At 70.6% G+C, this 20,909-nt stretch carries 20 protein-coding genes and 1 pseudogene; 17 read left to right on the plus strand and 4 right to left on the minus strand.

Annotated elements, in window-relative coordinates:
• Window positions 1-2: 2 nt before the first annotated feature.
• Window positions 3-1,583 carry an MFS transporter gene (locus tag LK09_RS09400; protein ID WP_039398598.1) on the minus strand — a complete coding sequence of 527 codons (1,581 nt, stop codon included), beginning with the start codon at window positions 1,581-1,583 and terminating at the stop codon, window positions 3-5.
• Between the two features lie 116 nt (window positions 1,584-1,699).
• On the opposite strand from LK09_RS09400, the gene LK09_RS09405 reads away from it, so the two are divergent.
• The 3 genes from LK09_RS09405 to LK09_RS09415 all read left to right on the plus strand — a co-directional run bounded on the left by LK09_RS09405 (window position 1,700) and on the right by LK09_RS09415 (window position 3,371).
• On the plus strand, window positions 1,700-2,371 hold the full coding sequence (locus LK09_RS09405; protein WP_039398600.1) for a GAP family protein: 672 nt from the start codon (window positions 1,700-1,702) through the stop codon (window positions 2,369-2,371).
• Between the two features lie 63 nt (window positions 2,372-2,434).
• On the plus strand, window positions 2,435-2,869 hold the full coding sequence (locus tag LK09_RS09410) for a thioredoxin family protein (RefSeq protein ID WP_039398603.1): 435 nt from the start codon (window positions 2,435-2,437) through the stop codon (window positions 2,867-2,869).
• A complete protein-coding gene (locus LK09_RS09415) occupies window positions 2,856-3,371 on the plus strand; it encodes a DUF4395 domain-containing protein (protein ID WP_039398604.1) in 516 nt (171 codons plus the stop codon). The genes LK09_RS09410 and LK09_RS09415 overlap by 14 nt, the downstream gene beginning before the upstream one ends.
• On the opposite strand, the gene LK09_RS09420 is transcribed toward LK09_RS09415, so the two are convergent.
• Together LK09_RS09420 and LK09_RS09425 are read right to left on the minus strand one after the other, a co-directional pair.
• Complete coding sequence (locus LK09_RS09420) at window positions 3,372-4,676, minus strand: MFS transporter (protein ID WP_039398606.1); 1,305 nt, start codon at window positions 4,674-4,676, stop codon at window positions 3,372-3,374.
• Between the two features lie 37 nt (window positions 4,677-4,713).
• On the minus strand, window positions 4,714-5,787 hold the full coding sequence (locus tag LK09_RS09425; RefSeq protein WP_039398608.1) for a C45 family autoproteolytic acyltransferase/hydolase: 1,074 nt from the start codon (window positions 5,785-5,787) through the stop codon (window positions 4,714-4,716).
• Between the two features lie 76 nt (window positions 5,788-5,863).
• On the opposite strand from LK09_RS09425, the gene LK09_RS09430 reads away from it, so the two are divergent.
• The 8 genes from LK09_RS09430 to LK09_RS09465 all read left to right on the plus strand — a co-directional run bounded on the left by LK09_RS09430 (window position 5,864) and on the right by LK09_RS09465 (window position 15,054).
• Window positions 5,864-6,895 (plus strand): LacI family DNA-binding transcriptional regulator, encoded by a 1,032-nt coding sequence (locus tag LK09_RS09430; RefSeq protein ID WP_039398610.1) that lies wholly within the window; start codon window positions 5,864-5,866, stop codon window positions 6,893-6,895.
• A 9-nt stretch (window positions 6,896-6,904) separates the two neighbouring features.
• Entirely contained in the window at window positions 6,905-8,047 is a 1,143-nt protein-coding gene (locus LK09_RS09435) for an AI-2E family transporter (protein WP_039398612.1), read from the plus strand.
• A gap of 48 nt (window positions 8,048-8,095) precedes the next feature.
• Entirely contained in the window at window positions 8,096-9,037 is a 942-nt protein-coding gene (locus tag LK09_RS09440; RefSeq protein ID WP_039398614.1) for an Lrp/AsnC family transcriptional regulator, read from the plus strand.
• Between the two features lie 184 nt (window positions 9,038-9,221).
• The gene (locus LK09_RS09445; protein WP_052226621.1) at window positions 9,222-10,652 is read left to right on the plus strand and encodes an amidase; all 1,431 of its coding nucleotides are present in this window, start codon (window positions 9,222-9,224) and stop codon (window positions 10,650-10,652) included.
• A 34-nt stretch (window positions 10,653-10,686) separates the two neighbouring features.
• Window positions 10,687-10,995 (plus strand): hypothetical protein, encoded by a 309-nt coding sequence (locus tag LK09_RS09450; RefSeq protein WP_039398616.1) that lies wholly within the window; start codon window positions 10,687-10,689, stop codon window positions 10,993-10,995.
• Entirely contained in the window at window positions 10,992-12,443 is a 1,452-nt protein-coding gene (locus LK09_RS09455; protein WP_052226622.1) for a sodium:solute symporter family protein, read from the plus strand. The genes LK09_RS09450 and LK09_RS09455 overlap by 4 nt, the downstream gene beginning before the upstream one ends.
• Window positions 12,444-12,445: 2 nt before the next feature.
• Entirely contained in the window at window positions 12,446-13,612 is a 1,167-nt protein-coding gene (locus LK09_RS09460; RefSeq protein ID WP_039398618.1) for a CaiB/BaiF CoA transferase family protein, read from the plus strand.
• Complete coding sequence (locus LK09_RS09465; RefSeq protein WP_039398620.1) at window positions 13,609-15,054, plus strand: carboxyl transferase domain-containing protein; 1,446 nt, start codon at window positions 13,609-13,611, stop codon at window positions 15,052-15,054. Before LK09_RS09460 ends, LK09_RS09465 begins: the two co-directional genes overlap by 4 nt.
• Window positions 15,055-15,233: 179 nt before the next feature.
• On the opposite strand, the pseudogene LK09_RS09470 reads toward LK09_RS09465, so the two are convergent.
• Window positions 15,234-16,470: pseudogene (locus LK09_RS09470) on the minus strand (integrase core domain-containing protein).
• A gap of 180 nt (window positions 16,471-16,650) precedes the next feature.
• On the opposite strand from LK09_RS09470, the gene LK09_RS09475 reads away from it, so the two are divergent.
• From LK09_RS09475 to LK09_RS09500, 6 genes are read left to right on the plus strand one after another with little or no spacing between them, the layout of a single operon-like run.
• The gene (locus LK09_RS09475; RefSeq protein ID WP_039398622.1) at window positions 16,651-17,256 is read left to right on the plus strand and encodes a hypothetical protein; all 606 of its coding nucleotides are present in this window, start codon (window positions 16,651-16,653) and stop codon (window positions 17,254-17,256) included.
• On the plus strand, window positions 17,249-17,914 hold the full coding sequence (locus LK09_RS09480) for a hypothetical protein (protein ID WP_156138707.1): 666 nt from the start codon (window positions 17,249-17,251) through the stop codon (window positions 17,912-17,914). The genes LK09_RS09475 and LK09_RS09480 overlap by 8 nt, the downstream gene beginning before the upstream one ends.
• Before the next feature lie 50 nt (window positions 17,915-17,964).
• Window positions 17,965-18,771, plus strand: a complete 807-nt coding sequence (locus LK09_RS09485; protein WP_039398625.1) for a sulfite exporter TauE/SafE family protein — start codon at window positions 17,965-17,967, stop codon at window positions 18,769-18,771.
• A gap of 38 nt (window positions 18,772-18,809) precedes the next feature.
• On the plus strand, window positions 18,810-19,256 hold the full coding sequence (locus LK09_RS09490; RefSeq protein WP_039398627.1) for an FAS1-like dehydratase domain-containing protein: 447 nt from the start codon (window positions 18,810-18,812) through the stop codon (window positions 19,254-19,256).
• Window positions 19,253-19,669: a MaoC/PaaZ C-terminal domain-containing protein gene (locus LK09_RS09495; protein WP_039398629.1), complete on the plus strand. Its 417-nt coding sequence runs from the start codon at window positions 19,253-19,255 to the stop codon at window positions 19,667-19,669. Before LK09_RS09490 ends, LK09_RS09495 begins: the two co-directional genes overlap by 4 nt.
• Before the next feature lies 1 nt (window position 19,670).
• A complete protein-coding gene (locus tag LK09_RS09500) occupies window positions 19,671-20,807 on the plus strand; it encodes a UDP-N-acetylmuramate dehydrogenase (protein WP_039398631.1) in 1,137 nt (378 codons plus the stop codon).
• Window positions 20,808-20,909: the final 102 nt, after the last annotated feature.

Raw genomic sequence — 20,909 nt, forward strand, 5'->3', positions numbered from 1 at the left:
GGTCAGCCGCCGAGCATCCCCTCGGCGGCCTCGTTCGGCTGCGGGTCGGGCAGCCGGCGCATCCGGAACGCGTTCAGCACGCCCAGGCCCGCGGCCAGGATAGGGATGAACAGCGCGACCTGCAGCGCGAGGTGCCGCGCCTCGGTGTTGATGCGGATGACCTCGGCGGATGCCGCCGGCGGTTCGTCGGCGAGGAGCTGGGCCAGGCCCGTGTTCGACATCAGCTGGGCATCCTCTTCGAGCGTCGTCGCGACCTGCGTCTGCTGCTGCTCCGTCAGCACGGTGCTGGCGTACGCCATCGACGTGAAGGATGTCGCGAGGGTCGCCAGCATGATGGCGCCGGCGAAAGCGAGACCGAACGACAGGCCGAACGACCCCGCCGCCGAGTTGACGCCGGCGGCCTCACTCACCCGCTCGTTCTCGATCGGCGAGAGCGTGAAGTTGTTCAGCTGGGAGACGAGGAGTCCCAGGCCGCATCCGGTGACGATGAGCGGGATCGTCAGGAACCACCCCGACGTCGCGATCGGCACGATCGGCACGATGATGAGGAGGCCGACGGCGGCCAGCGAGAACCCGGTGAGGATGAGGTTCGCCGGGCGTCCCTTCGCGCGTCGCCCGGCCCAGATCGCCACGACGAACATGCTCAGCGACAGCGGTGCGATCGACAGGCCCGCCTGCAGCGCGTTGTATTCGAGCACCATCTGCAGGTAGAGCGGAAGCACGATCATCGTGCCGCCGAGGGCGATCTGCTGCAGCAGCTGCCCGCTCACGCCCGTGCGGAACGGCTTCGACGAGAACAGGGCGGGGTCCAGAAGCACCGGCTTGCCGCGCTTCTTGCGGCTGCGCAGCCACCAGGTGAGGCCGCCGAGCGCGACCACGCCGAGGCCGATCAGCAGGCCGACGTATCCGCCGCCCTCCTGCCACACGAGGATGCCGAGTACCACGCCGCCCATGCCGATGACCGACAGCAGCGCGCCGAACAGGTCGATCGACCGGTCGCCGGTGTACTTGACGTCTTTCACGAGGCCGATGCCGGCGAGGACCACCGCGATGATCACCGCTTCGAGCCCGAACGCGACCCGGTACGACCAGAACGTCGTGATGAAGCCTCCGAGCAGCGGCCCGACTGCCGCGGCGATCGCCGCGGATGCGCCGACGAGCGCATAGACCCGCTTCTGGTATTCGCCGCTGAAGTTGCCGTGGATGAGCGACTGCATCGAGGGGAGCAGCAGCGACGCGCCGATTCCGCCGACCACAGCCCAGAAGATGATGACGGCGGTGAGGCTGTGGGCGAAGGTCATCGCCACCGCACCGACCGCGTAGCCGAGCAGTCCCAGGATGTACGCGAGCTTGCGGCCGATGAGGTCGCCGGTCTTCCCGCCGATGAGGATGAACGCCGCCGACACCAGTGCTTCGAGCGCGATGGCGCCCTGCACTCCGCTGGCGGTCGTGTTCAGTTCCTTGACGACGGCCGAGATCGAGACGTTCATGATCGACGTGTCGACCACCAGCACGAACATCGCCATGGCGAGGAGGAAGGCGAGGCGACGGTTGAAGGTCGGCGCGCCCGAGACATCAGTCATGCTCGAAGTGAACCACCGTCGGGCGCCTGAGCGCTACGTGGGGCCGCCGAATTCCTCCGGGAGCCGACGTTCGGGCAGAATCGAGGAGTCCGGACCGACGTCGAGGCGGGGGAGTGATGTCCGTTCTCTGGTACACCCTTCCGATCGCCGTCGCGCTCGCGCTCAGCATCTTCCCGATCATCGCCGCGCTGCTGCTTCTGCTCTCGCCGGAGCCGCTCTCGCGCAGCATCCCGTTCGCGATCGGCTCGGTGCTCGGCATCGCCGTGCTGGTGACGGCCTTCGCGCTCGGCGCCAGCCTGATTCCGACGGCATCCGAAAGCCGGACGCCGTCGTGGGTGCACGTGGTCGAGATCGTCGTCGGCGCGGCCCTCGGCATCGTCGCCGCGTTCCTCCTCGCCCGCAAGACCGCGTCGCCGGGTATGGACATGTCCAAGGTCGCCGCCGCGACCGGTCGGCTGACGCCGGCCCGCGCCCTCGGCTTCGGCCTGGTGATGAACGTCCGCCCGAAGAGTCTCGCGCTCACCGTCGCCGCAGGACTGGCCATCGGGACGGCGCACGTCGACGCCCTCTCGGACGGGGTGACCGTGCTGGTGTTCACCGTCGTCGCCGGATCCACCGTCGCCGGGCTCGTCATCGCGTACGCCATCGGACAGGAGCGGATCCGTCCGCAGCTGGAACGGCTGCGGGCCGGCCTCGCGACCCACGCCGGGCTGGTCCTCAACGCCGCGCTGCTGTGCATCGGCGTCATCCTGATCGGCGCCGGCGTCACTCAGCTGGCATCCGCCTGACTCTCGGCGTCATCCCGCGTCACAGTCGCCCCGCCTCCGTCAGCGCGGCGTAGATTCGGCGGCGTGAGCCCCCTTGTCGCCCTGCTTTTCGTGATCGGCCTCGTCGTCGTGGCGTCGGCCGCCGGCGTCGTGGTGTCGCGACGGTCGGGGCGGATCCGGCAGGTGGCATCCGGGTCCCTCGACACGAGCGGGCTCGGCATCCGACTCGGCAGCGGCGCCACCCTGGTGCTGTTCAGTACGGAGTTCTGCACCCGCTGCCCGTCGATGAAGCGGATGCTCCACTCGATCGCCGACACGGCGGACGACCTCGCGATCGCCGAGGTCGACCTCACGCATCGCGCCCACGTGGCATCCGACCTGCACATCCTGCAGACCCCCACCACCTTCGTGCTCGACGGCGCGGGCCACGTGCGCGCCCGGTTCGGCGGCACCGTCGCACGCGACGCCGTCATCGCCGAGCTCGACCAGATCACCGGAGCCTCCCATGCCCTCGCCTGAGTCCGCCCCGCACGGCATCGATCCGCGCGGTCCCCGGTTCGCCGCCGGGATCACCTCGGCCCTCCTTCTCATCGGCACGTTCCTCGCCGCGATCGGCAACTCACCGCAGGCGGGCGCCGCCTCGATCACCGCTCGCGTGCTCGATCCGGGGTTCCTCGTGCTGCTGGTGGTCGACCTGCTGTTCGCCTGGTCGCTCATCTCGCCCCGCACGCAGCCGTGGAGCGTGCTGTTCCGCACCCTGGTGCGGCCGCGCCTGGCACCGCCGACCGAGCTCGAAGACCCGCGGCCACCGCGCTTCGCCCAGGGCGTGGGCTTGGTCGTGGTGTCCGCGGGTCTGGTGCTGCACCTGATCGGCGTGCCGTGGGCTCTCGTCGTCGCCGGAGCCGCCGCGTTCATCGCGGCATTCCTCAACGCCGCCTTCGGCCTGTGCCTCGGATGCCAGCTCTACCTGCTGCTCGCCCGCGCCGGGATCGTGGGACGCGAGCGGCCGGCGCGGGCCTGATCAGGCCCCGAGCTGCGCGGTGGGGACCTTGGACGTCTCGCGCAGCCCGAGGGCGCACAGCGCGATGACGACGCAGGCGAACGTCGAGTACAGGGCGACGCCCAGCGAGTCGCCGTGGAAGCCGAGCAGCAGCGCGGTCGCGATCGGAGCGGCCGTCCCGCCGCCGAGCGCGGCGCCGATCTGGTAGGTCGTCGAGATCGACGAGTAGCGGAACTCCTGCGAGAACTGCTCGCCGAGGAACGCCGGGATCGTCCCCTGCGGCATCGCCATGAACACGTTGCAGAGGATGTTCGCGACGATCGCCGCGACGAGCACCATCGAGTCGACGATGCCGAGGTAGGCGAAGAAGAACAGGGCGTACGCGACCGCGCCGCCCGCGACGAGCCACTTGCGCCCGACCCGGTCCGACAGGAACCCCATGACGGGGGCGGCCAACATGAACGCGGCACCGCCCACGATCTGGAACACCAGCGACTCGGTGTCGCTGTATCCGCGATCCAGGGCGTAGGTGATCGTGAAGATCGAGCCGATGTACGCGATCGTGTTGTAACCGAAGCTCACACCGATCGCGAGGAGCATCTGCTTCGGCTTGCGCTTGATCGCCGCGAGCAGCGGCACGCGCGGCGCGCTCTTGGTGTCGATCTTCTCGTCAGGCATCCGGGTGCGGGCGATGAGGCCCACGACGACCAGTGCGCCGCCGAGCCAGAACGCGATCCGCCAGGCGCCGGCGGCGAGGCTCAGCCCCGGGATGAGGCCGAGCACGAGGAACACGAACGATCCGGCCAGCGAGCCGAGGCCGATCCCGGTGCTCGTGAAGCTGCCCCAGAAGCCGCGGCGGTTCTCCGGGGCGTTCTCGACGCCGAACAGCGACGAGCCGCCCCACTCTCCGCCCGCGGCGAAGCCCTGCACGAGCCGCAGGACGACCAGCAGCACGGGGGCGAGCGCTCCGACGGCGGCGTAGGTGGGGAGGCATCCGATGAGGAAGGTGCTCGTGCCCATGATGAGAAGGGTCAGCACCAGCACCGGCTTGCGTCCGACCCGGTCGCCGAAGTGTCCGAAGACGACCGCGCCCAGCGGCCGGGCGATGAACCCGACCCCGAATGCGAGGAACGCCACCAGGGTCCCGACCAGCGGATCGGCGGTCGGGAAGAACACGGCCGGGAAGACGAGCGCGGCCGCCATGCCGTAGATGATGAAGTCATAGAACTCCAGGGCCGTGCCCATGCCCGAGACGGCGAAGACGCGTCCTGCGGTGAGTCTTTGGGTCGTGGCCGGCGCCTCGGTCGGCGCAAGGGTGTCGCTCATGCGGATTCTCCTTTGAATGCGAAGGGGAGGGGTGGGGTCAGATGGTCGCGAGGCCTGCGGATGCTGCGGCATCCGGGGCCCCGGCGAAGTAGTCGAGTTCGATGCCGACCGTGTCGATGCCGACCGTCAGCAGGGTCTCCCACTGGGCGACGCGCGGCAGGGATTCGTCGGCGCGCATGCAGATCACCGCGTCCGAGCCGTCGGCGCCGCACGCGAGCCGGGCCCGATCCACGGGGCGCTGCCCGACGAGCCGGGCGCGGGCCGCGTCCAGGTGCGCGTACCGCTCGGCCGTGGTGGATGCCGGATCGATGCAGTCTCCGGCGGCGAGGACGGGGTCGAGGAAGTGGTTGGTGTGCAGCAGCCAGCCGTCGTTCCCGGGCGTCAGCACGCCGAGACCGGCGGGGGAGAGCTCGAACCCGCGGGCATCCGAGCCGGCGTCCGTCGTCTGGAACACCGTGAGCACGGTGGATGCCGACACGGCGGCGCTCGCCGCGATCTGCTCGGTCTCGTCGAGCGTGCGGGCCTCATCCAGCACCCGCCGCGCGACCGAGTGCACCGGCACCCCGCCGAATCCGCGGTCCGACTCGTGCCGGAGGATGTTGAAGTGCAGGCCGATCCCGGCGCTGTTGACGCCCAGCTTGGCGGCGGTGCCGAACTCGGTGAACATCTTCACCCGCAGGCCCGCGTCCGATTCGAAGGCGGCCAGCAGCCCGTCGGGCACGAGGTGACCGTGCCAGTCCCAGGTCTGGATGGTCTCCGCCGCGCGGCCCGGTCCGACGAGGACCGCGGTCGAGCACTCGCCCTCGCCCTGTGCCGGGACGGTCGCGAGGATCTCGGTGCGGGCGGCCACGGCGAACAGCGACACCGGGTCGAGGTCGGCGGCGGCGGCGATCGCCGTGAACTCGGCGACCTGACCGGGAGCCCAGTCGGCGAGGCGGTCCACGCATCCGGCCGTGACGTCCCGCACCGTCTGCGGCGCGATGCCGAGCTCGGCGAAGTGCTCGTCGTAGAGGCGCGCGCTCGCGCGGAAGTGTGCGGCGAACCGGGTGCCGAGCAGATGTCCGCGCGCGGTGGGCGTCGGTGCGTCGATGGTGACCGTCTGGAGCTTCATGACCCGTCTTCCTCGATCGATCAGGGGCTGTTGCAGAACGGTAGAGACCTAAAACGTTTTAGGCAAGAATGGGAGGATGCCACGCGCCACGGGGGTCACGATTCGCGACGTCGCGCGCCGCGCCGGCGTCTCGATCACGGCCGTCTCGCACGCCCTCAACGGCAAGGGACAGCTCAGCGAGGCGACCCGGGCGAAGGTGATCGCGGCGGCCCGCGCCCTCGACTACCAGGCGGATGCCTTCGCCCGCGGTCTGCGGCAGGGGCGCATCGGCGCCCTCGGCATGGTCATCCGCGGACTCGACTCGCTCGGCGAGTACGCGCCCGAGGGCGTCGACGTCTTCGCGCGCATCGCCGGCGTGCTGGCGTCGGCGGCGCTCGCCCGCGGGTACAGCCTGACGCTGCTCCCCGACATCAGCCGCCGCCCGGTGCCGTCCCTCGCCTTCGCGCTGGACGGATACGTGGTGATGAGCCCGCACGTCGACGACCCGGTGGTGTCGCTGCTCGACGCGCGCGGCATCCCGTGCGTCTCCTACGGGCGCCCCCTCACCGGTGACGGACGAACGACCGCGAGCAACTGGGCCGACGAAGACAACGTGTGGGCCGCGCAGCAGCTGCTCGGCATCCTCGAGTCCGCCGGTGCCCGTCGGATCGCGTTCCTGCGCGGCACCGACCTCAACGCCTGGAACCTCGACTTCACCGAGACCTATCTGCGCTGGTCCGAGGCATCCGGGATCGCACCGCGCGTGTACGAAGTCGCCGAGCGCGACGGGGTCGCCGGCGGGCAGGGCATCGCGGCGCGGATCCACGCCGAGGGGATGCCGGATGCCGTGCTCTGCATGACCGGGCGGCATGCCGCCGGAGTGCAGGCGTACTTCCGCAGCCAGGGTCTCCGGATGCCGCGCGACCTGCTCCTGGCCGCCGCCTCCGACTCCGAGCACGCGCGCTCGGCGAGCCCCGCGATCACCGCGTTCGAGATCAGCCCGGGCGAGGTCGCGGGGCCCCTGATCGACATGCTCGTGGCGATCCTCGACGGCGCCGATCCCGGCGAGCCGCGACTCGCGCGTCCGCGCCTGCATCTGCGCGTATCGACGGACCCCGGCCTGCGCTAACGTTCGGGTATGAGCGACATCGCACCCGACGGACACGACGAGCCCGTGCCGCCGGTCGAGCCCCCGCGTCCCCGGCGCACGTGGCTGACCCTGCCCGCGAACCCGATCGGGTCCGGCTTCCTGGTCTCGCTCGGCGTCGTGCTGACCGGCGCCCTCGTCTTCGCGATCGGCGCGACCTCGACCGTACTGATCTCGGTCTTCCTCGCGGCGTTCATCGCCCTCGCCCTCGACCCGGCGATCCGTGCGCTCGAGAAGCGCCACGTGAAGCGGTCCATCGGCGTCCTGATCGTCGGGGTCTGCTTCCTGGCGCTCGTCGCGGTGATCTGCCTCGTGGTGGCGCCGACGGTCATCAGCCAGTTCGTGGAGTTCGTCAAGGGGATCCCCGATGCGATCGTGAAGATCGAGCAGTCGCAATGGTGGGCGAACCTCGAGGCCTCGCTCGGCCTCGACCTGAACAAGCTCATCGCCGACTCCGTCAAGGCATCCGCGAACCTGTCCGTGCTGCTGGCGGTCTCCGGGGGTGTGCTGCACGCCGGCCTCGGCATCATCGGCGCGATCTCCAGTTCGATCATCGTCATCGTGCTGACCCTGTACTTCGTCTCGTCGCTCGAGATGATCAAGGGGGCCATCGCCACCCTGGTGCCCGCCTACCGCCGTCCGACCTTCATCACCCTGATGGACGAGATCACCGGGCTCGTCGGCGGGGTCGTCGCCGGGGGAGTGACGCTCTCGGCCCTCAACGCGGCGGTCGTCTTCGTGATCCAGCTGCTCATCGGGTCGCCGGTACCGGCGCTGATGGCCATCGTCGCGTTCTTCATCACCCTCGTGCCGATGATCGGCTCGGTGCTGTACTGGATCCTGGGCAGCATCGTCACGCTCTTCATCGGCCCCTGGCAGGCGCTCATCTTCGCCGTGCTGTACCTGGTGTATATGCAGATCGAGGCATACGTCCTGACGCCGCGCGTGATGGGTCGTGCCGTCGCCGTGCCCGGCTTCCTCATCATCATCGGCGCGATGGCGGGCGCCACGCTGTTCGGCTTCCTGGGCGCCCTCGTCGCGATCCCGATCACCGCGTCGATCCTCATCATCATGCGGCAGGTGGTCGTGCCCAAGCAGGATGCCCGCACCGTCGCGCCCGACCGCGGCCGATGACGCGGCCGGTCGCCGTGACCGGCGACCGGCACCGGGCATACTGAGCCCATGGCCTTGGACGAGATCGACCGCCGCATCATCGGAGCACTGCAGGTCGACGGCCGGGCATCCTGGCGCAGCATCGCGCGCGTGATCGGCGTGCCGGTGCGAACAGTGGTGCGCCGCGGCAACGCACTCCTCGAGTCCGGCGAGATCCGCGTGGGCGTGGTGCCGTCGACGCGCACCGTGCTGCTGGAGGTGCAGGCGTCCGCGGCGGACGTGGATGCCGTCGCGCGGGCGCTCGCCGCACGCGAGACGAGCATCTTCGTCTACGTGCTCGGCTCGCCGGTGCGCATCCTCGTCGAAGAGCACGCGCCGGCGGAGAACGCCGACCTCATGCTGCACGACATCCCCGCGATCCCCGGGGTGACCGGAGTCGCCCTGATCCCCGTGCTGGAGTACTACCGCACGCTCACCAGCTGGATGCCGGGGCAGCTCACGCCCGACGAGGTGCGCGAGCTCAATCCCGCCTTCGGCGTGCCCCCGGCGATCGACCACCCGATTCCGGCGCTCGGCAACGGCGACGAGGCCATCGTGGCCGCGCTCGAGGCGGATGCCCGCGCCGCGGCGATCGACATCGCCACGAGCATCGGCATGAGCGAGTCGGCCGTGCGCCGCCGGCTCGGAGTGCTCATCGGCGGAGTGGTGGACGTCCGCGCGATCGTGGCGCCCGCGACCCTCGGGCTGCCGATCGCGGGATTCGTCTGGCTGCGCGTGCGGCCGAAGCGGGTCGCGTCCGTCGTCGCCGCGCTGCAGGCATCCCCCTACGTCCGGTATGCGGCCTTCACGCTCGCCGACGAGCAGATCCTCGTCGACGTGGCCGTCCCCACCGTGTCGGAACTGCGCCGGTTCCTCACCGAGAGCGCCTGGTCGGCGGAGGTCGAGAGCCTCCGGGCGGCCTCGGTCGTCGCCGCCTACAAGCGCAGCGGCGTGCAGGTCGACGAAGCCTGACCTCGCCTTTCCGGGTCGCCCGTGCGGGTGGCCCATTCCGTGCATCCCCGCCAGGTGAACGGCACATTCCGTGCATTGATTTCACGAAAACCCTTTACAAGACTCCACACGCCCCGCTACTGTGGCCCAAACAGTGCATCGAAGCACCGGATCTGGCACAGAGCGGTGTGGAACAGGAGTCGAAGTGGTGGAGTCTCGCGAGATCGTCGCGCTGAGCGCGAAGCAGCAGGCCCGGCTCGCGCGGAGCGGAGAGCTGACCGCGGTCGAGCTCCTCGACGCGCACCTGGCGGAGGTCTCCCGTCGCAACGGCGACCTCAACGCCGTGGTCGCGATCGACGAGGAACTGGCGCACGCGCATGCCGAACGAGTGGATGCCGTCCCCGCCGAGCGGCGCGGCGCCCTGCACGGCATCCCCACCGCCATCAAGGACTACGGGCACGCGGCGGGGTTCCCCAACACCCTCGGCCACCGGCACTTCGCCGGGCAGATCTCCGACCGCGACGATCTGCACGTGGGCCGGATGCGCGCCGCCGGGGCGGTCTTCTACGGCAAGACGAACATCCCCGAGCTCGCCGCCGGCTCGCACAGCTTCAACAAGGTGTACGGGCTCACCCGCAACCCCCACGACCTGTCGCGATCCGCGGGAGGGTCCAGCGGCGGGGCCGCGGCGGCGCTGGCCGCCGACTTCACGTCGATCGCCGACGGCAGCGACATGGGCGGCTCGCTGCGCAACCCTGCCGCGTTCTGCGGCGTGGTCGGGATGCGGCCGACGCCCGGCGTCGTGCCGAACGCCGACAGCCCGAACGTGTTCGACCCGCTGGCCACCGCCGGGCCGATGGGGCGCACCGTCGAAGACGCCGCCCTCCTCCTGTCCGTGATCAACGGCGAGACGCCCGACGTGCCGTGCGCGCCGGAGCTGGATCGCGCCGCGCTGCAGAACCTCCAGGAGGCCGATCTCGCCGGCATCCGCATCGCCTACGCCCCCGACCTCGGCGGCCGGGTCGCGGTCGAGCCGGCCGTCCGCGCCGTGCTCGACGACGTCGCGCGCCGGCTCGAAGCGGCCGGAGCCGTCGTCGACGAAGGATGCCCCGACCTCGACGGCTCGGACGAGGCGTTCCGCACCCTGCGTGCGGCGGCCTTCCAGGCGGGCTGGGGCCCGCTGCTGGAGGCCGAACCGCAGAACTTCAACGACTTCGTCACCGGCAACATCCGCGAGGGCGAGCGCGTGACCGGCGCCGACGTCATGCGGGCGTACGGCGAGGTCACCCGCCTCACGCGCTCCGCCGCGCACTATTTCGCCGGCGTCGACCTGGTGCTCGCGCCGGTCACCCAGGTGCTGCCGTTCCCCGCCGAGTGGGACTGGCCGCGCGACGTCGCCGGCGTCCCGATGACCGACTATCTCGACTGGATGCGCGCCGCCTGGCTGTTCACGCCCCTCGGCGTTCCCGCCCTGTCGCTGCCCGCCGGCTACGCCGGCCACCTGCCCGTCGGCGCGCAGCTGCTCGCCGGTCCCCGACGCGACGTGCGGCTCCTCGAGCTCGCCCAGGCCGTCGAGTCCCTGCTCGCCGTGCCGCGCACGGCACCGGCCGCGCTTGCCGCGACCACCACCCCCTGATCAGTCCCCGTCCCGTCTGTTCGAAGGAGAACACATGTCCCCGTCCGACTCCGGCGCCCCCAAGCCGGACACCCCCACGAGCGTCATCCGGGTCACCGGTCGCATTGCGACGCCGGGCCGCGTGGTGCTCGCCTGCATCCCGATCCTCCTGATCCTCGCGACGCCGTTCCTGCCGTTCGCGATCACGCCCACGCTGTGGTTCGGCGTCCCGGCCGTCCTGGTCTGGATGGCGTTCACCGTCATCCTCACCGTCGTGCTGCTGAACGTCATCGACCTCGGCATCCGCCGTCAGGTGAGCGAGCACGCCGAGGCCGACGCCTTCGACGGAGGTGAGCACGCATGATGACCGTCATCATCATCTGCGGGATCATCCTGATCGGCGCCCTGGGCATGCTCGGCGGACGCCGCCGCGAGAAGGGGATGTCGGGCTGGCTCGTCGCGGGCCGCAAGCTCCCGACCTGGACCTCCTGGTTCCTGCAGGCCGGCGAATCGCTGACCACCTTCAGCTTCCTAGGACTCGCCGGGCTGGGCTTCGTCGGCGGCGTCAGCGGCGCGTACGCGGTCGGCTATCTGACGGCCTGCCTGTGCATCCAGTACTTCGTCGCGCCGCGCATCCGCAACATCGCGGCATCCCGCGGCTACCTCACCATGGCGGACTTCTTCCGGGACCGCTACCGCTCCCGCCCGCTGAGCATCATCATCGCGGTCGTGGGCGCGCTGTTCCTCATCCCGTATCTCGAGCTGCAGCTGACCGGGCTCGGCCTCATCGTGCAGCTGGCCACCGGTTCGCAGACCGCCCGCGGCCTGAGCATGGTGCTCGCGAGCGCCCTGGTGGTCGTGTTCGTGATCATGGGCGGCATCCGCGGCATCGCCCGCGTGTCGATCTTCAAGGACTTCGGCATGCTCATCGCCCTGGCGATCGTCACCGTCGGCGTCGTCGGGTTCGCCGGCGGCTTCCCCGAGGTGTTCGCCGCGGTCGCCAAGGCCGACGACGCGCTGCTGACCACCCACGCGCCCGGATTCGACGCGATCTGGTGGGTGAGCGCGGTCGCGATCACCACGATCGGCGCCGGATTCCAGACGTTCCCGCACCTGTGGCCGCCGATGCTCGCGGCCAAGAGCGGCCAGGTGCTGCGCAGCAACATCAAGTGGCTCGCGGTTTACCAGCTGCTGCTGTTCATGCCGATCACCGTCGGCATGGTGGCGGTGCTGTTCATCCCGTCCTCGACGGTCCCCAACCAGGTGCTGTTCACCGCGGCCCAGCACGCGCTGCCGGAGTGGCTCGTCGCCGTCGTCGCCGTCTTCGGTGCGGCCGCGGCCATGGTGCCCGCCGCCGCGATCTCGATGGGCATCGGCTCGCTCGTGGCCAACAACGTCACCTACCGGCTCCCGGAGCGCGGACGGTTCGTCGTCACCCGCGTCACGATCATCGTCGCGATGGTGCTGGCGCTCGCCCTCGGCATCGTCAAGAGCGACATCGGCGCCCTGCTGCTGCTCACCTACGGCGGGCTCGCCCAGATGGCCCCGGCCGTCGCCGCAGGGCTCCCGCGCCGGGTTCGCCTCAGCACCGTCGCCGTGGCCAGCGGAATCGTCGCGGGCGTGCTGTTCGTCGCCGTCACGACGTTCGTCCCGGCGGCCGGGCTCGCGCTCGGATCGTGGGACAACGGCCTGGTCGGGCTCGCGATCAACGTGGTGGTGCTCGGCATCGTCGAAGCCGTCGTGCGGATGCGCCGCGGCTCGACTCCGGAGTTCGACACGGCGGACATCCCCGCCGAAGAAGTGGAGGTCTGAACATGGGCGGTCCCCTGGACGGGATGCTCGTCGTCGATCTGTCCCGCGCTCTCGCGGGCCCGCACGCCGGCATGATGCTCGGCGACCTCGGCGCCCGGGTGATCAAGGTCGAACGGCCGGACGGCGGCGACGACTCCCGGGCCTGGGGACCGCCCTTCGTCTCGGCCGGCGACGAGCACGTCTCGACGTACTTCCTGTCGTGCAACCGCAACAAGGAGTCGATCGCCCTCGACCTGAAGGACGACGACGACCGGGCGGCGCTGACCGAGCTCATCCGCCGGGCGGACGTGCTGATCGAGAACTTCCGGCCGGGCACCCTCGACCGTCTCGGGTTCGATCCGAAACGGCTCGAGGAGCTCAACCCCCGTCTCGTCCTGCTCTCCATCAGCGGGTTCGGGCACGACGGACCGGAGGCGAGCCGCGCCGGCTACGACCAGATCCTGCAGGGCGAGGCCGGACTCATGTCGCTGACGGGCCCGGATGCCGACACCCCGCAGAAGGTCGGGGTGCCGATCGGCGACCTGCTGGGCGGCATCCACGGCGTGGTCGGCATCCTGGCCGCTCTCGTCGAGCGGGAGCGCACCGGCCGCGGGGGCGTCGTGCGCACGTCGCTGCTGTCGTCGCTGGTGGGGGTCCTCGCCTTCCAGGCGACCCGGTGGACGGTCGGCGGGGACGCCCCGCGCGCGATCGGCAACCAGCATCCCTCCATCGCCCCCTACGGCGCGTTCCGCTGCGGTGACGGCGTCGTCCAGATCTCCGTCGGCTCGGACGCGCTGTGGCGCACCTTCGCCCCGATCGTCGGCGTCGATCCGAACGAGGAGCGCTGGGCCACCAACGGCCGGCGCGTCGCCGACCGCGACGCGCTCATCGCGCACATCGAGGGCGTCTTCGCCGGGTCGTCGCGCGACGAACTGCTCGCGATGCTGGCCGAGGCGGGCATCCCCGCCGGCAAGGTCCGCACGGTCGACGAGGTGTTCGCCTGGGAGCAGGCGCTGAGCCAGCGGCTCGCACTCGACGTGCATCACGAGCGCATGGGCGACCTGACCCTGCAGGGCAGCGCGCTGCGCATGTTCGACTTCGACGGCACCGAGACCGGGCGCACCGCGCACGACGCACCGCCGCTGCTCGGCGAGCACACGGACGCGATCCGCGCGTGGCTGGCGTCATGACCGCGGCAGGCGCGTGGCTGGACGCCGTGCTGGATGCCGGCTCCTTCCGATCGTGGGATGCCCCGCCCGCCGCGGCGGCGGACCCCGGCTACCGGGACGCACTCGCCCGGGCTGCGGAGCGGTCCGGGGCCGACGAGGCCGTGCGGACGGGCGCCGGCACGCTCGCCGGGCGCGAGGTGGCGGTGATCGTCAGCGAGTTCGGGTTCCTCGGCGGATCGATCGGCGTCGCCACCGCGTGCCGCATCGTCGCCGCGTTCGAGCGTGCGGCGGCCGAGGGACGCCCGGTGATCGCGGGGCTCGCCTCCGGCGGGACGCGGATGCAGGAGGGCGCGGCCGCCTTCCTCACGATGCGCACCATCACCGCGGCGGTGCAGCGCTTCCGGGGGAGCGGGCTGCCGTACCTCGCGCACCTGCGGCATCCGGTGACCGGAGGCGTGTACGCCTCCTGGGCATCCCTCGCCGACGACGTGTCGGCGCAGCCGGGGGCACTCGTCGGGCTGCTCGGCCCGCGCGTCGTGGAAGGACTCGCCGCGGTCGGGTACGGCGCCGGCGTCCCGGCGGGGGTGCAGGTCGCCGAGAACCTGGCCGCGCACGGACTGCTGGATGCCGTCGTGGACGACACCGGATTCCGGGAGCGCGCGGCATCCCTGCTCGACGTCTTCGCCGGCGCGGCGACGGATGCCGGAGCCGTGGGGGCGGGCACGCCGTCGGTCACGTCTCCGCTGCGCACGGACGACTCGGACTGGGAGGCCGTGCAGGCGGCATCCCGTGCCGGACGACCGACGCTGCAGAACCTGATCGCCGGCCTCGACGCGTTCGTCCCGCGCCGCGGCGGCGACGCCGAGCTCCTCAGCGGGTGGGCACGGCTCGGCGAGGCGCGGTTCCTGCTGGTCGGCTACGAGCGGTCCCGCGACATCCATGCGACCGCTGCGGACATCGCCGCGGCCCGCCACGCCGCCGAGATCGCCGATCGGCTGGGCGTCCCGGTCCTCCGGGTCGCCGACACCGCAGGCGCCGAGGTCAGCCGCTGCTCCGAAGAGGCGGGCCTCGCCCTGGAGATCGCCCGCACCCTGTCGGCCGGCACGGTGCTCGCCGTTCCATCGGCGACCCTGCTGCTCGGCGACGGGGCGGGGGCCGCGGCGATCGCGCTGTGCGGCAGCGACCTCATCGTCGCGGTGCAGGATGCCTGGCTCGCGCCGCTGCCGCTCGCGGGGGCGGCCGCGCTCATGCACGACGACCCGCACGCCCAGGAGCACATGGCCCAGCAGCAGCGCGTCGGCGCGGCATCCCTCTTCGCGGACGGCCTCATCGACGGCGTGCTGACGGGGGAGGGCGCCGCCTGGGCGGCCCACGTCGCGGGCCACCGCTCCGAGCGGATCGCCCGCACGGCACTGGACCTCGCCGCGCGCTGCGCGCCCGCCCCCGCGCTCGCCGTCCGCTGACGTCGCCGGGGCCCGCACCACTGTTCGGGTGTCAACTTCCATGCGCTGAAACGGCAGAAGTTGACACCCGAGCACGATCCGATTCAGTTCGGGTGCCAACTTCCGGGCGTCGATGCCGCTGTGATGTCTCAGGACATAGGTGACGTTTCTGTGTCAGGACATCGGTGACAGTTCGTGTGTCAGGACATCGGTGACGGTTTTGGTCGAGGTGGGTTACCGGGAGGGCGTCCGTTGCCGACGTATCGTGTTCCGGCGGTGGGTCTGTCGAAGCTGATTAGGTGGGTGCCGCGGGCGTCGTAGACGTGCACGCTGCTGGCGTCCCAGGTGACGTGGACGGTCGAGGACGCGTGCGCGCGACCGATGGCGAACTTCGTGCCGTGCAGGGCCATCTTCCCGTTCGCGGCGACTCGGCGGACCTCTCCAGCGGGCTCGGGTCCGGGTGGGGTCACCGGTTGGGTAGGGGCCGGTTGGGGGCGGGGTGGTTCGGCGACGGGGACCGCGTTCCATGCCTGCCGGGGGGTGGTCCGGCCCGGCAGGCCTTGGTGCGGGCGTTGCTCGTTATAGACCTGGTCGACTCGTCGACCTGCGCCTGCAACTCGGTGAGGGTGTTAGCGAGGGGCTGCTTCGCGAGCCATCTGAAAAGGGTCTGGTGGAAGCGTTCGTTCTTTCCCTGCGTGGTCGGCTTTCCTGGCTTCCCGGTGATCGGTTGCACACCGAGGGAGGCGGCGTAGGTGACCAGACGACCGACCTGCCCCATCCGAGTCGGGTTCAACGCACGCCCGTTGTCGGTCAGCAGGCGTTGCGGGACCCCGCACGCCTGGATGCCCTTACGCATCACGGTGAGCGCAGCCTCGCTGGTCTCGCCGGCGGCGACGTGTGACGCGACCGCGAGACGGAGTGGTCGTCTTGGAGTTGGAAGATCACGCATGTGCGCCCACCGGTGAGAACGTACTCGGTCGCGTCGAGCTGCCAGCACGCATTCGGTGCCGGGTAGACGAACCGGCGGTACGCCGCACGAGGCTTCTTCCGCGGTTCCGCCCTCGCCACACCACGCTCTCTGAACACACGCGCCAGCGTCGCGATCGATGGCGCATCCAATCCCATCGCGTTCATCTTGTCGTGCACGCTGATCGGCCCGTGATCCAGCCCGGAACGCTCCAACGCACCACGCACGTCGAGAGCCTGCTGCTTCGCCTGGTCGCTGACCCGAGTCGGACTCGTTACCGGCCGCCGCGACTTCGGCTCCAACACCGCGGCCTCCCCCTCATCTCTCGCTCGCTGACGCAACAGATAGAACGTCTTCCGCGAGATCCCGTACTCGGCGCAGAACGCTGTCACACTGCCTCGCGGGACATCGTCTGGCCACCGCGCGATCGCAAGACGGACACCAGGGGCGACGGGCTCAATCCTCGACACCCCACCAGTCGAGCCCGGGAACTGTCACCACCAGAACACCACGAACTGTCACCGATGTCCTGATACAGAACTGTCACCTATGTCCTGAGACATAACAGGGCGTCGATGCCGCAGAAGTCGGCACCCGAGCACGCCGAGCCTGTAGGCGGGGTGGGATGCGGCATCCGGCAGACTGGACGGATGACGCAGCTGCCCGCATCCGGCGACCCGATCGACGCGACCGAGGCAGTGACGATCACTGCCGACCTCCAGCGCGCGATGGTCCGAGATGTCCTGCGGATCACCCTCGGCAGCTGGCCGTGGATCATCCTGGGCGCGCTCACGGGGATGCTCGTCGTCTTCATGCTCCTGACCGGGATCTTCGCGGCGGACGTCCCGTCGTTCTTCTTCGCCGGCGGCCTCCTGATCGCCGCGATCCTCTTCGTGTTGCTCCTCCGCTCCAGCGTCGGCAAGTCGATCCGATCCGCCTACCCTGTGGGCGCCACCGCGAGCGCGTTCCTGACCGACGACAGCGTCACTTCCTCGTCTGCGCTCGGCGTCAGCGAGATCAGGTTCACGGCCTTCCGCGAGGTCGTCGCGACTGACGAGACCCTCGTGCTGAAAATGGCGGTGCGCTCGAGCGGTGTCGGCGCGCTGCCCCGCGCGGTGTTGTCCGACGGCGCTGTCGCACGGCTGCAACAGGAGGTGGCGAATGCATCGCTCGCGCGAAAGGGCGCCGGGCGAGCCTCGAATCAGGCCGGGTCCGATGCACTCGTGCGGCGTCCGGCAGACTCGACGGATGACTGAGAGGCCCCCATCCAGCGACTCCGTCCTCGCCGCTGCCGAGAAGCTGGCTGGGCGTGGCGAGGTGCGTCTGGGGGCGCGGCTGCTTCGCAACCGTCTCGCGGACGACCGCGGCGATGAGGAGATTCGCCGCGCTCTCGTCGAGATCTACCGGCGCGCAGGCCATCTCGACCAGGCCGGGCGCTTCGCGCTCGGCCAGCCCTATTCGAATCGCGCCGAGAGAGACGCCTACGCTCGATACCTGCTTTCGATCGACGCCGACGAGGCGCGGATCCGAGACCTGAGTCTGTTGCCGCAGAAGCATCCCGTACCTGACGGCCTCGTCGCCGAGATGGCGCGAGTCGGTGAGGAGGACCACCGCGGAGAACGGTGGGATTGGTGCATCGCGGTCGGATTCGTCGCGTTCTTCGCACTGTCACTCATCACCGTCGTGACCGTCTACTTCGTGGTGATCCTCGGAGGGAGGGAAGCGCTGCTCATCGCGCGGATCGGCGGCGTCGTGTCGTCGGGGGCGCTCGCCGTCGTCACTCTCGGATTTGCCGGCTCCGCCTGGGCCAGACGGCGGTGGATCGCCGCTGCGGCATGGACCGCGGCAACCGCGGGCATCGTGGGCTCGCTCGTCCTGGTCGGAGTCGGACTGCTGGTCGGCCGGTGGTCCTGACCGGCCGGTGCGCCGGTCCGGCTCGCACCGCGAACTAGGCTTGATCTGACATGGACAGCCCCGCACCGAACCAGCGCACGACGCGACAGATCGTCACCTACATCGGCATCGGCTTGCTGGCCGGCCTCATGTCGGGGCTCTTCGGCGTCGGGGGCGGCACCCTCATCGTGCCGATGCTGGTGCTCCTGCTGGCCTTCGACCAGCGCCTCGCGTCGGGCACCTCGCTGGCGGCCGTCGTGCCGACCGCGATCGTCGGAATCGTCACGTACGCCACACACGACCAGGTCGGCTGGATCCCGGCGCTCATCCTCGCGGTGGGGGCGGTCGCGGGGGCGCAGGTCGGGGCCTGGCTGCTGCACCGGCTCTCGCTCGGGTTCCTGCGGTGGCTGTTCATCGTGTTCCTCATCGCGGTGATGATCAACCTGTTCTTCGACATCCCGTCGCGCACGGCCGTCGTCGAGGTCACCTGGCTCACCGGCATCGGGCTCGCGGTCGCGGGCGTCGTCACCGGCATCCTCTCCGGCCTCCTCGGCGTCGGCGGCGGCATCATCATCGTGCCCGTGCTGATCATGCTGTTCGGCATGAGCGACCTCGTCGCGAAGGGCACGTCGCTGGTGATGATCGTGCCGACGTCGATCTCAGGCACGATCGCCAACCTGCGGCGCCAGAACACCGACCTGGTCGTCGCCGCGTACATCGGCGTCGCGGCCTGTTTCACGACGCCGCTGGGCGCCTGGATCGCCCGCTCGGTGACGCCCCTCGTCGGAAACCTGCTGTTCGCGGCGTTCATCGCGGTGATCGTGACGCAGCTCATCGTGCGCGCAGTGCGGCAGGGCCGGGCCGCCAGGCAGGTCTGAGCCGGGGGGACATCCCGCGCCCTCGGTAGGATGGGCGGGTGGCAGTGAACCCTGATCTCGTCGGCCGGGCCTTTCCGCCGACTCCGCCGTACCTGGTCGGTCGCGAGAAGGTGCGCGAGTTCGCGCGGGCCGTCTTCGCCGACGCCCCGCAGCACACCGACGTCGAAGCCGCTCGCGCCCTCGGCTACGCCGACGTGGTCGCGCCGCCGACCTTCGCGATCGTCATCCAGGAGCTCACGCTGAAGCAGCTCATGTCGACCTCCGACAGCGGCATCGCGCTCGAGCGCACCGTGCACGGGGAGCAGCGCTTCCGCTGGAGCCGCCCGATCGTGGCCGGCGACGAACTGACCGCACAGCTCGCGGTGACCCAGATCCGCGCCCTGGGCGCGAACGCGATGGTGACGAGCGAGACCGAGATCACGGATGCCTCGGGGGCGCACGTCGTCACCGCCACGTCCGTGCTCGTGATCGGAGGCGACGAATGACCAGTCCCATCCCCACCGAGCTCGCGCTCGGCGACGTCGTCGCCGAGCGCACCGTGCACCTCACCCGCGAATCGCTCGTGCGCTACGCGGGTGCCTCCGGAGACTTCAACCAGATCCACTGGAGCGACGTGGTCGCCGAGCGCGTGGGCCTGCCCGGCGTGCTCGCGCACGGGATGCTGACGATGGGCCTCGCCGTCGCCACCATCGGCGACTGGGTCGGCGACCCGGGCCGGGTCCTCGAGTACGGGGTGCGTTTCACGCGTCCCGTCGTCGTCGACCAGGAGACCGGGGCCGACGTGCACGTCGTCGCCAAGGTCGGCGCCGTCTCGGACGACGAGCTCCGGGTCGACCTCACGGTCTCGAGCGCCGAGGCCACCGTGCTCGGCAAGGCTCAGGTGCGGGTGCGTCGCTGACATGCCGCAGGTCACGCCGCTGCCGCTGAAGCAGCTGACGACCCTGCGCACGGGCGGGGCTCCCGCGCGGATGATCGACGCGCACACCACCGAGGAACTCGTCGACGCGCTGCGCGAGGTCTGGGCGGGCGGCGACGACTGGTTCGTGCTCGGAGGCGGGTCGAACCTCTTCGTCGGCGACGAGCCCTACGACGGCACCGTCATCCGCATCCTCACGAACGGCATCGAGACGCTCGCCTCGCCGAACCCCGGTCATGTGCGGGTCCGCGTGCAGGCCGGCCACAACTGGGACGACTTCGTCGCCTGGACCGTGGAGACCGGGCTCGCCGGGGTCGAGGCGATGTCCGGCATCCCGGGCACGGTCGGCGCCGCCCCCGTGCAGAACGTCGGAGCCTACGGGCAGGAGACGGTTCAGACGCTCGTCGAGGTCGAGCTCTTCGACGAGGGCGACGAGAACCCGGTGACTGTGCCGGCCGCCGACCTCGAGCTCGGATTCCGCACGTCCGTGCTGAAGAACCACTACGGGGACATCGCCCCGCGGCGCGCCGTCATCCTGTCGGCGACCTTCGAACTCGAGATGGTCGGGCACGCCGAGCGCGTGGTGCGCGGCGAGCAGCTACGGGCCGCCCTCGGTCTGGATGCCGATCAGGCCGTGTCGATCCAGTGGATCCGCGATCACGTGCTCGCCACCCGCGCCCGCAAGGGCATGGTGCTCGACGACGCCGACCCCGACACGTACAGCGCCGGCTCGTTCTTCCAGAACGCGGTCGTCACCGCGGCCTTCGCCCGCACCCTGCCGGACGAGTGCCCGCGCTGGCCGGTCGCGCCCGATCCGAACCCGGTGCAGGTCATCGCACTCGCCGAGTTCACCGGTGCGGTTCCGCCGCTGGCGACGTCCGAACCCGACGTGAAGGTCAGCTGCGGCTGGCTGATCGAGCATGCCGGCATCGGCAAGGGCTTCCACCTGCCGCGGTCGCGCGCGGGACTGTCCACCAAGCACGCGCTGGCGCTGACCAACCGCGGTGGGGCATCCGCCGCCGAGATCGCCGAACTTGCCCGCTACATCCGCGGCCGCGTCTCCGCCGAGTTCGGGCTCGAGATGCAGCCCGAGCCGGTGCTCATCGGCGTCGAGCTGTAGGGCGCGTTTCGTCTCGGTCGCGCTGCGCGCGTCCTCACTCAACGACCGGGGCTCTGTGACCTGTCGTTGAGCCCCCTTCGTCTCGGTCGCTCCGCTCCCTCG

It is taken from the genome of Microbacterium mangrovi (assembly GCF_000802305.1).
Taxonomy (GTDB): Bacteria; Actinomycetota; Actinomycetes; order Actinomycetales; family Microbacteriaceae; genus Microbacterium; species Microbacterium mangrovi.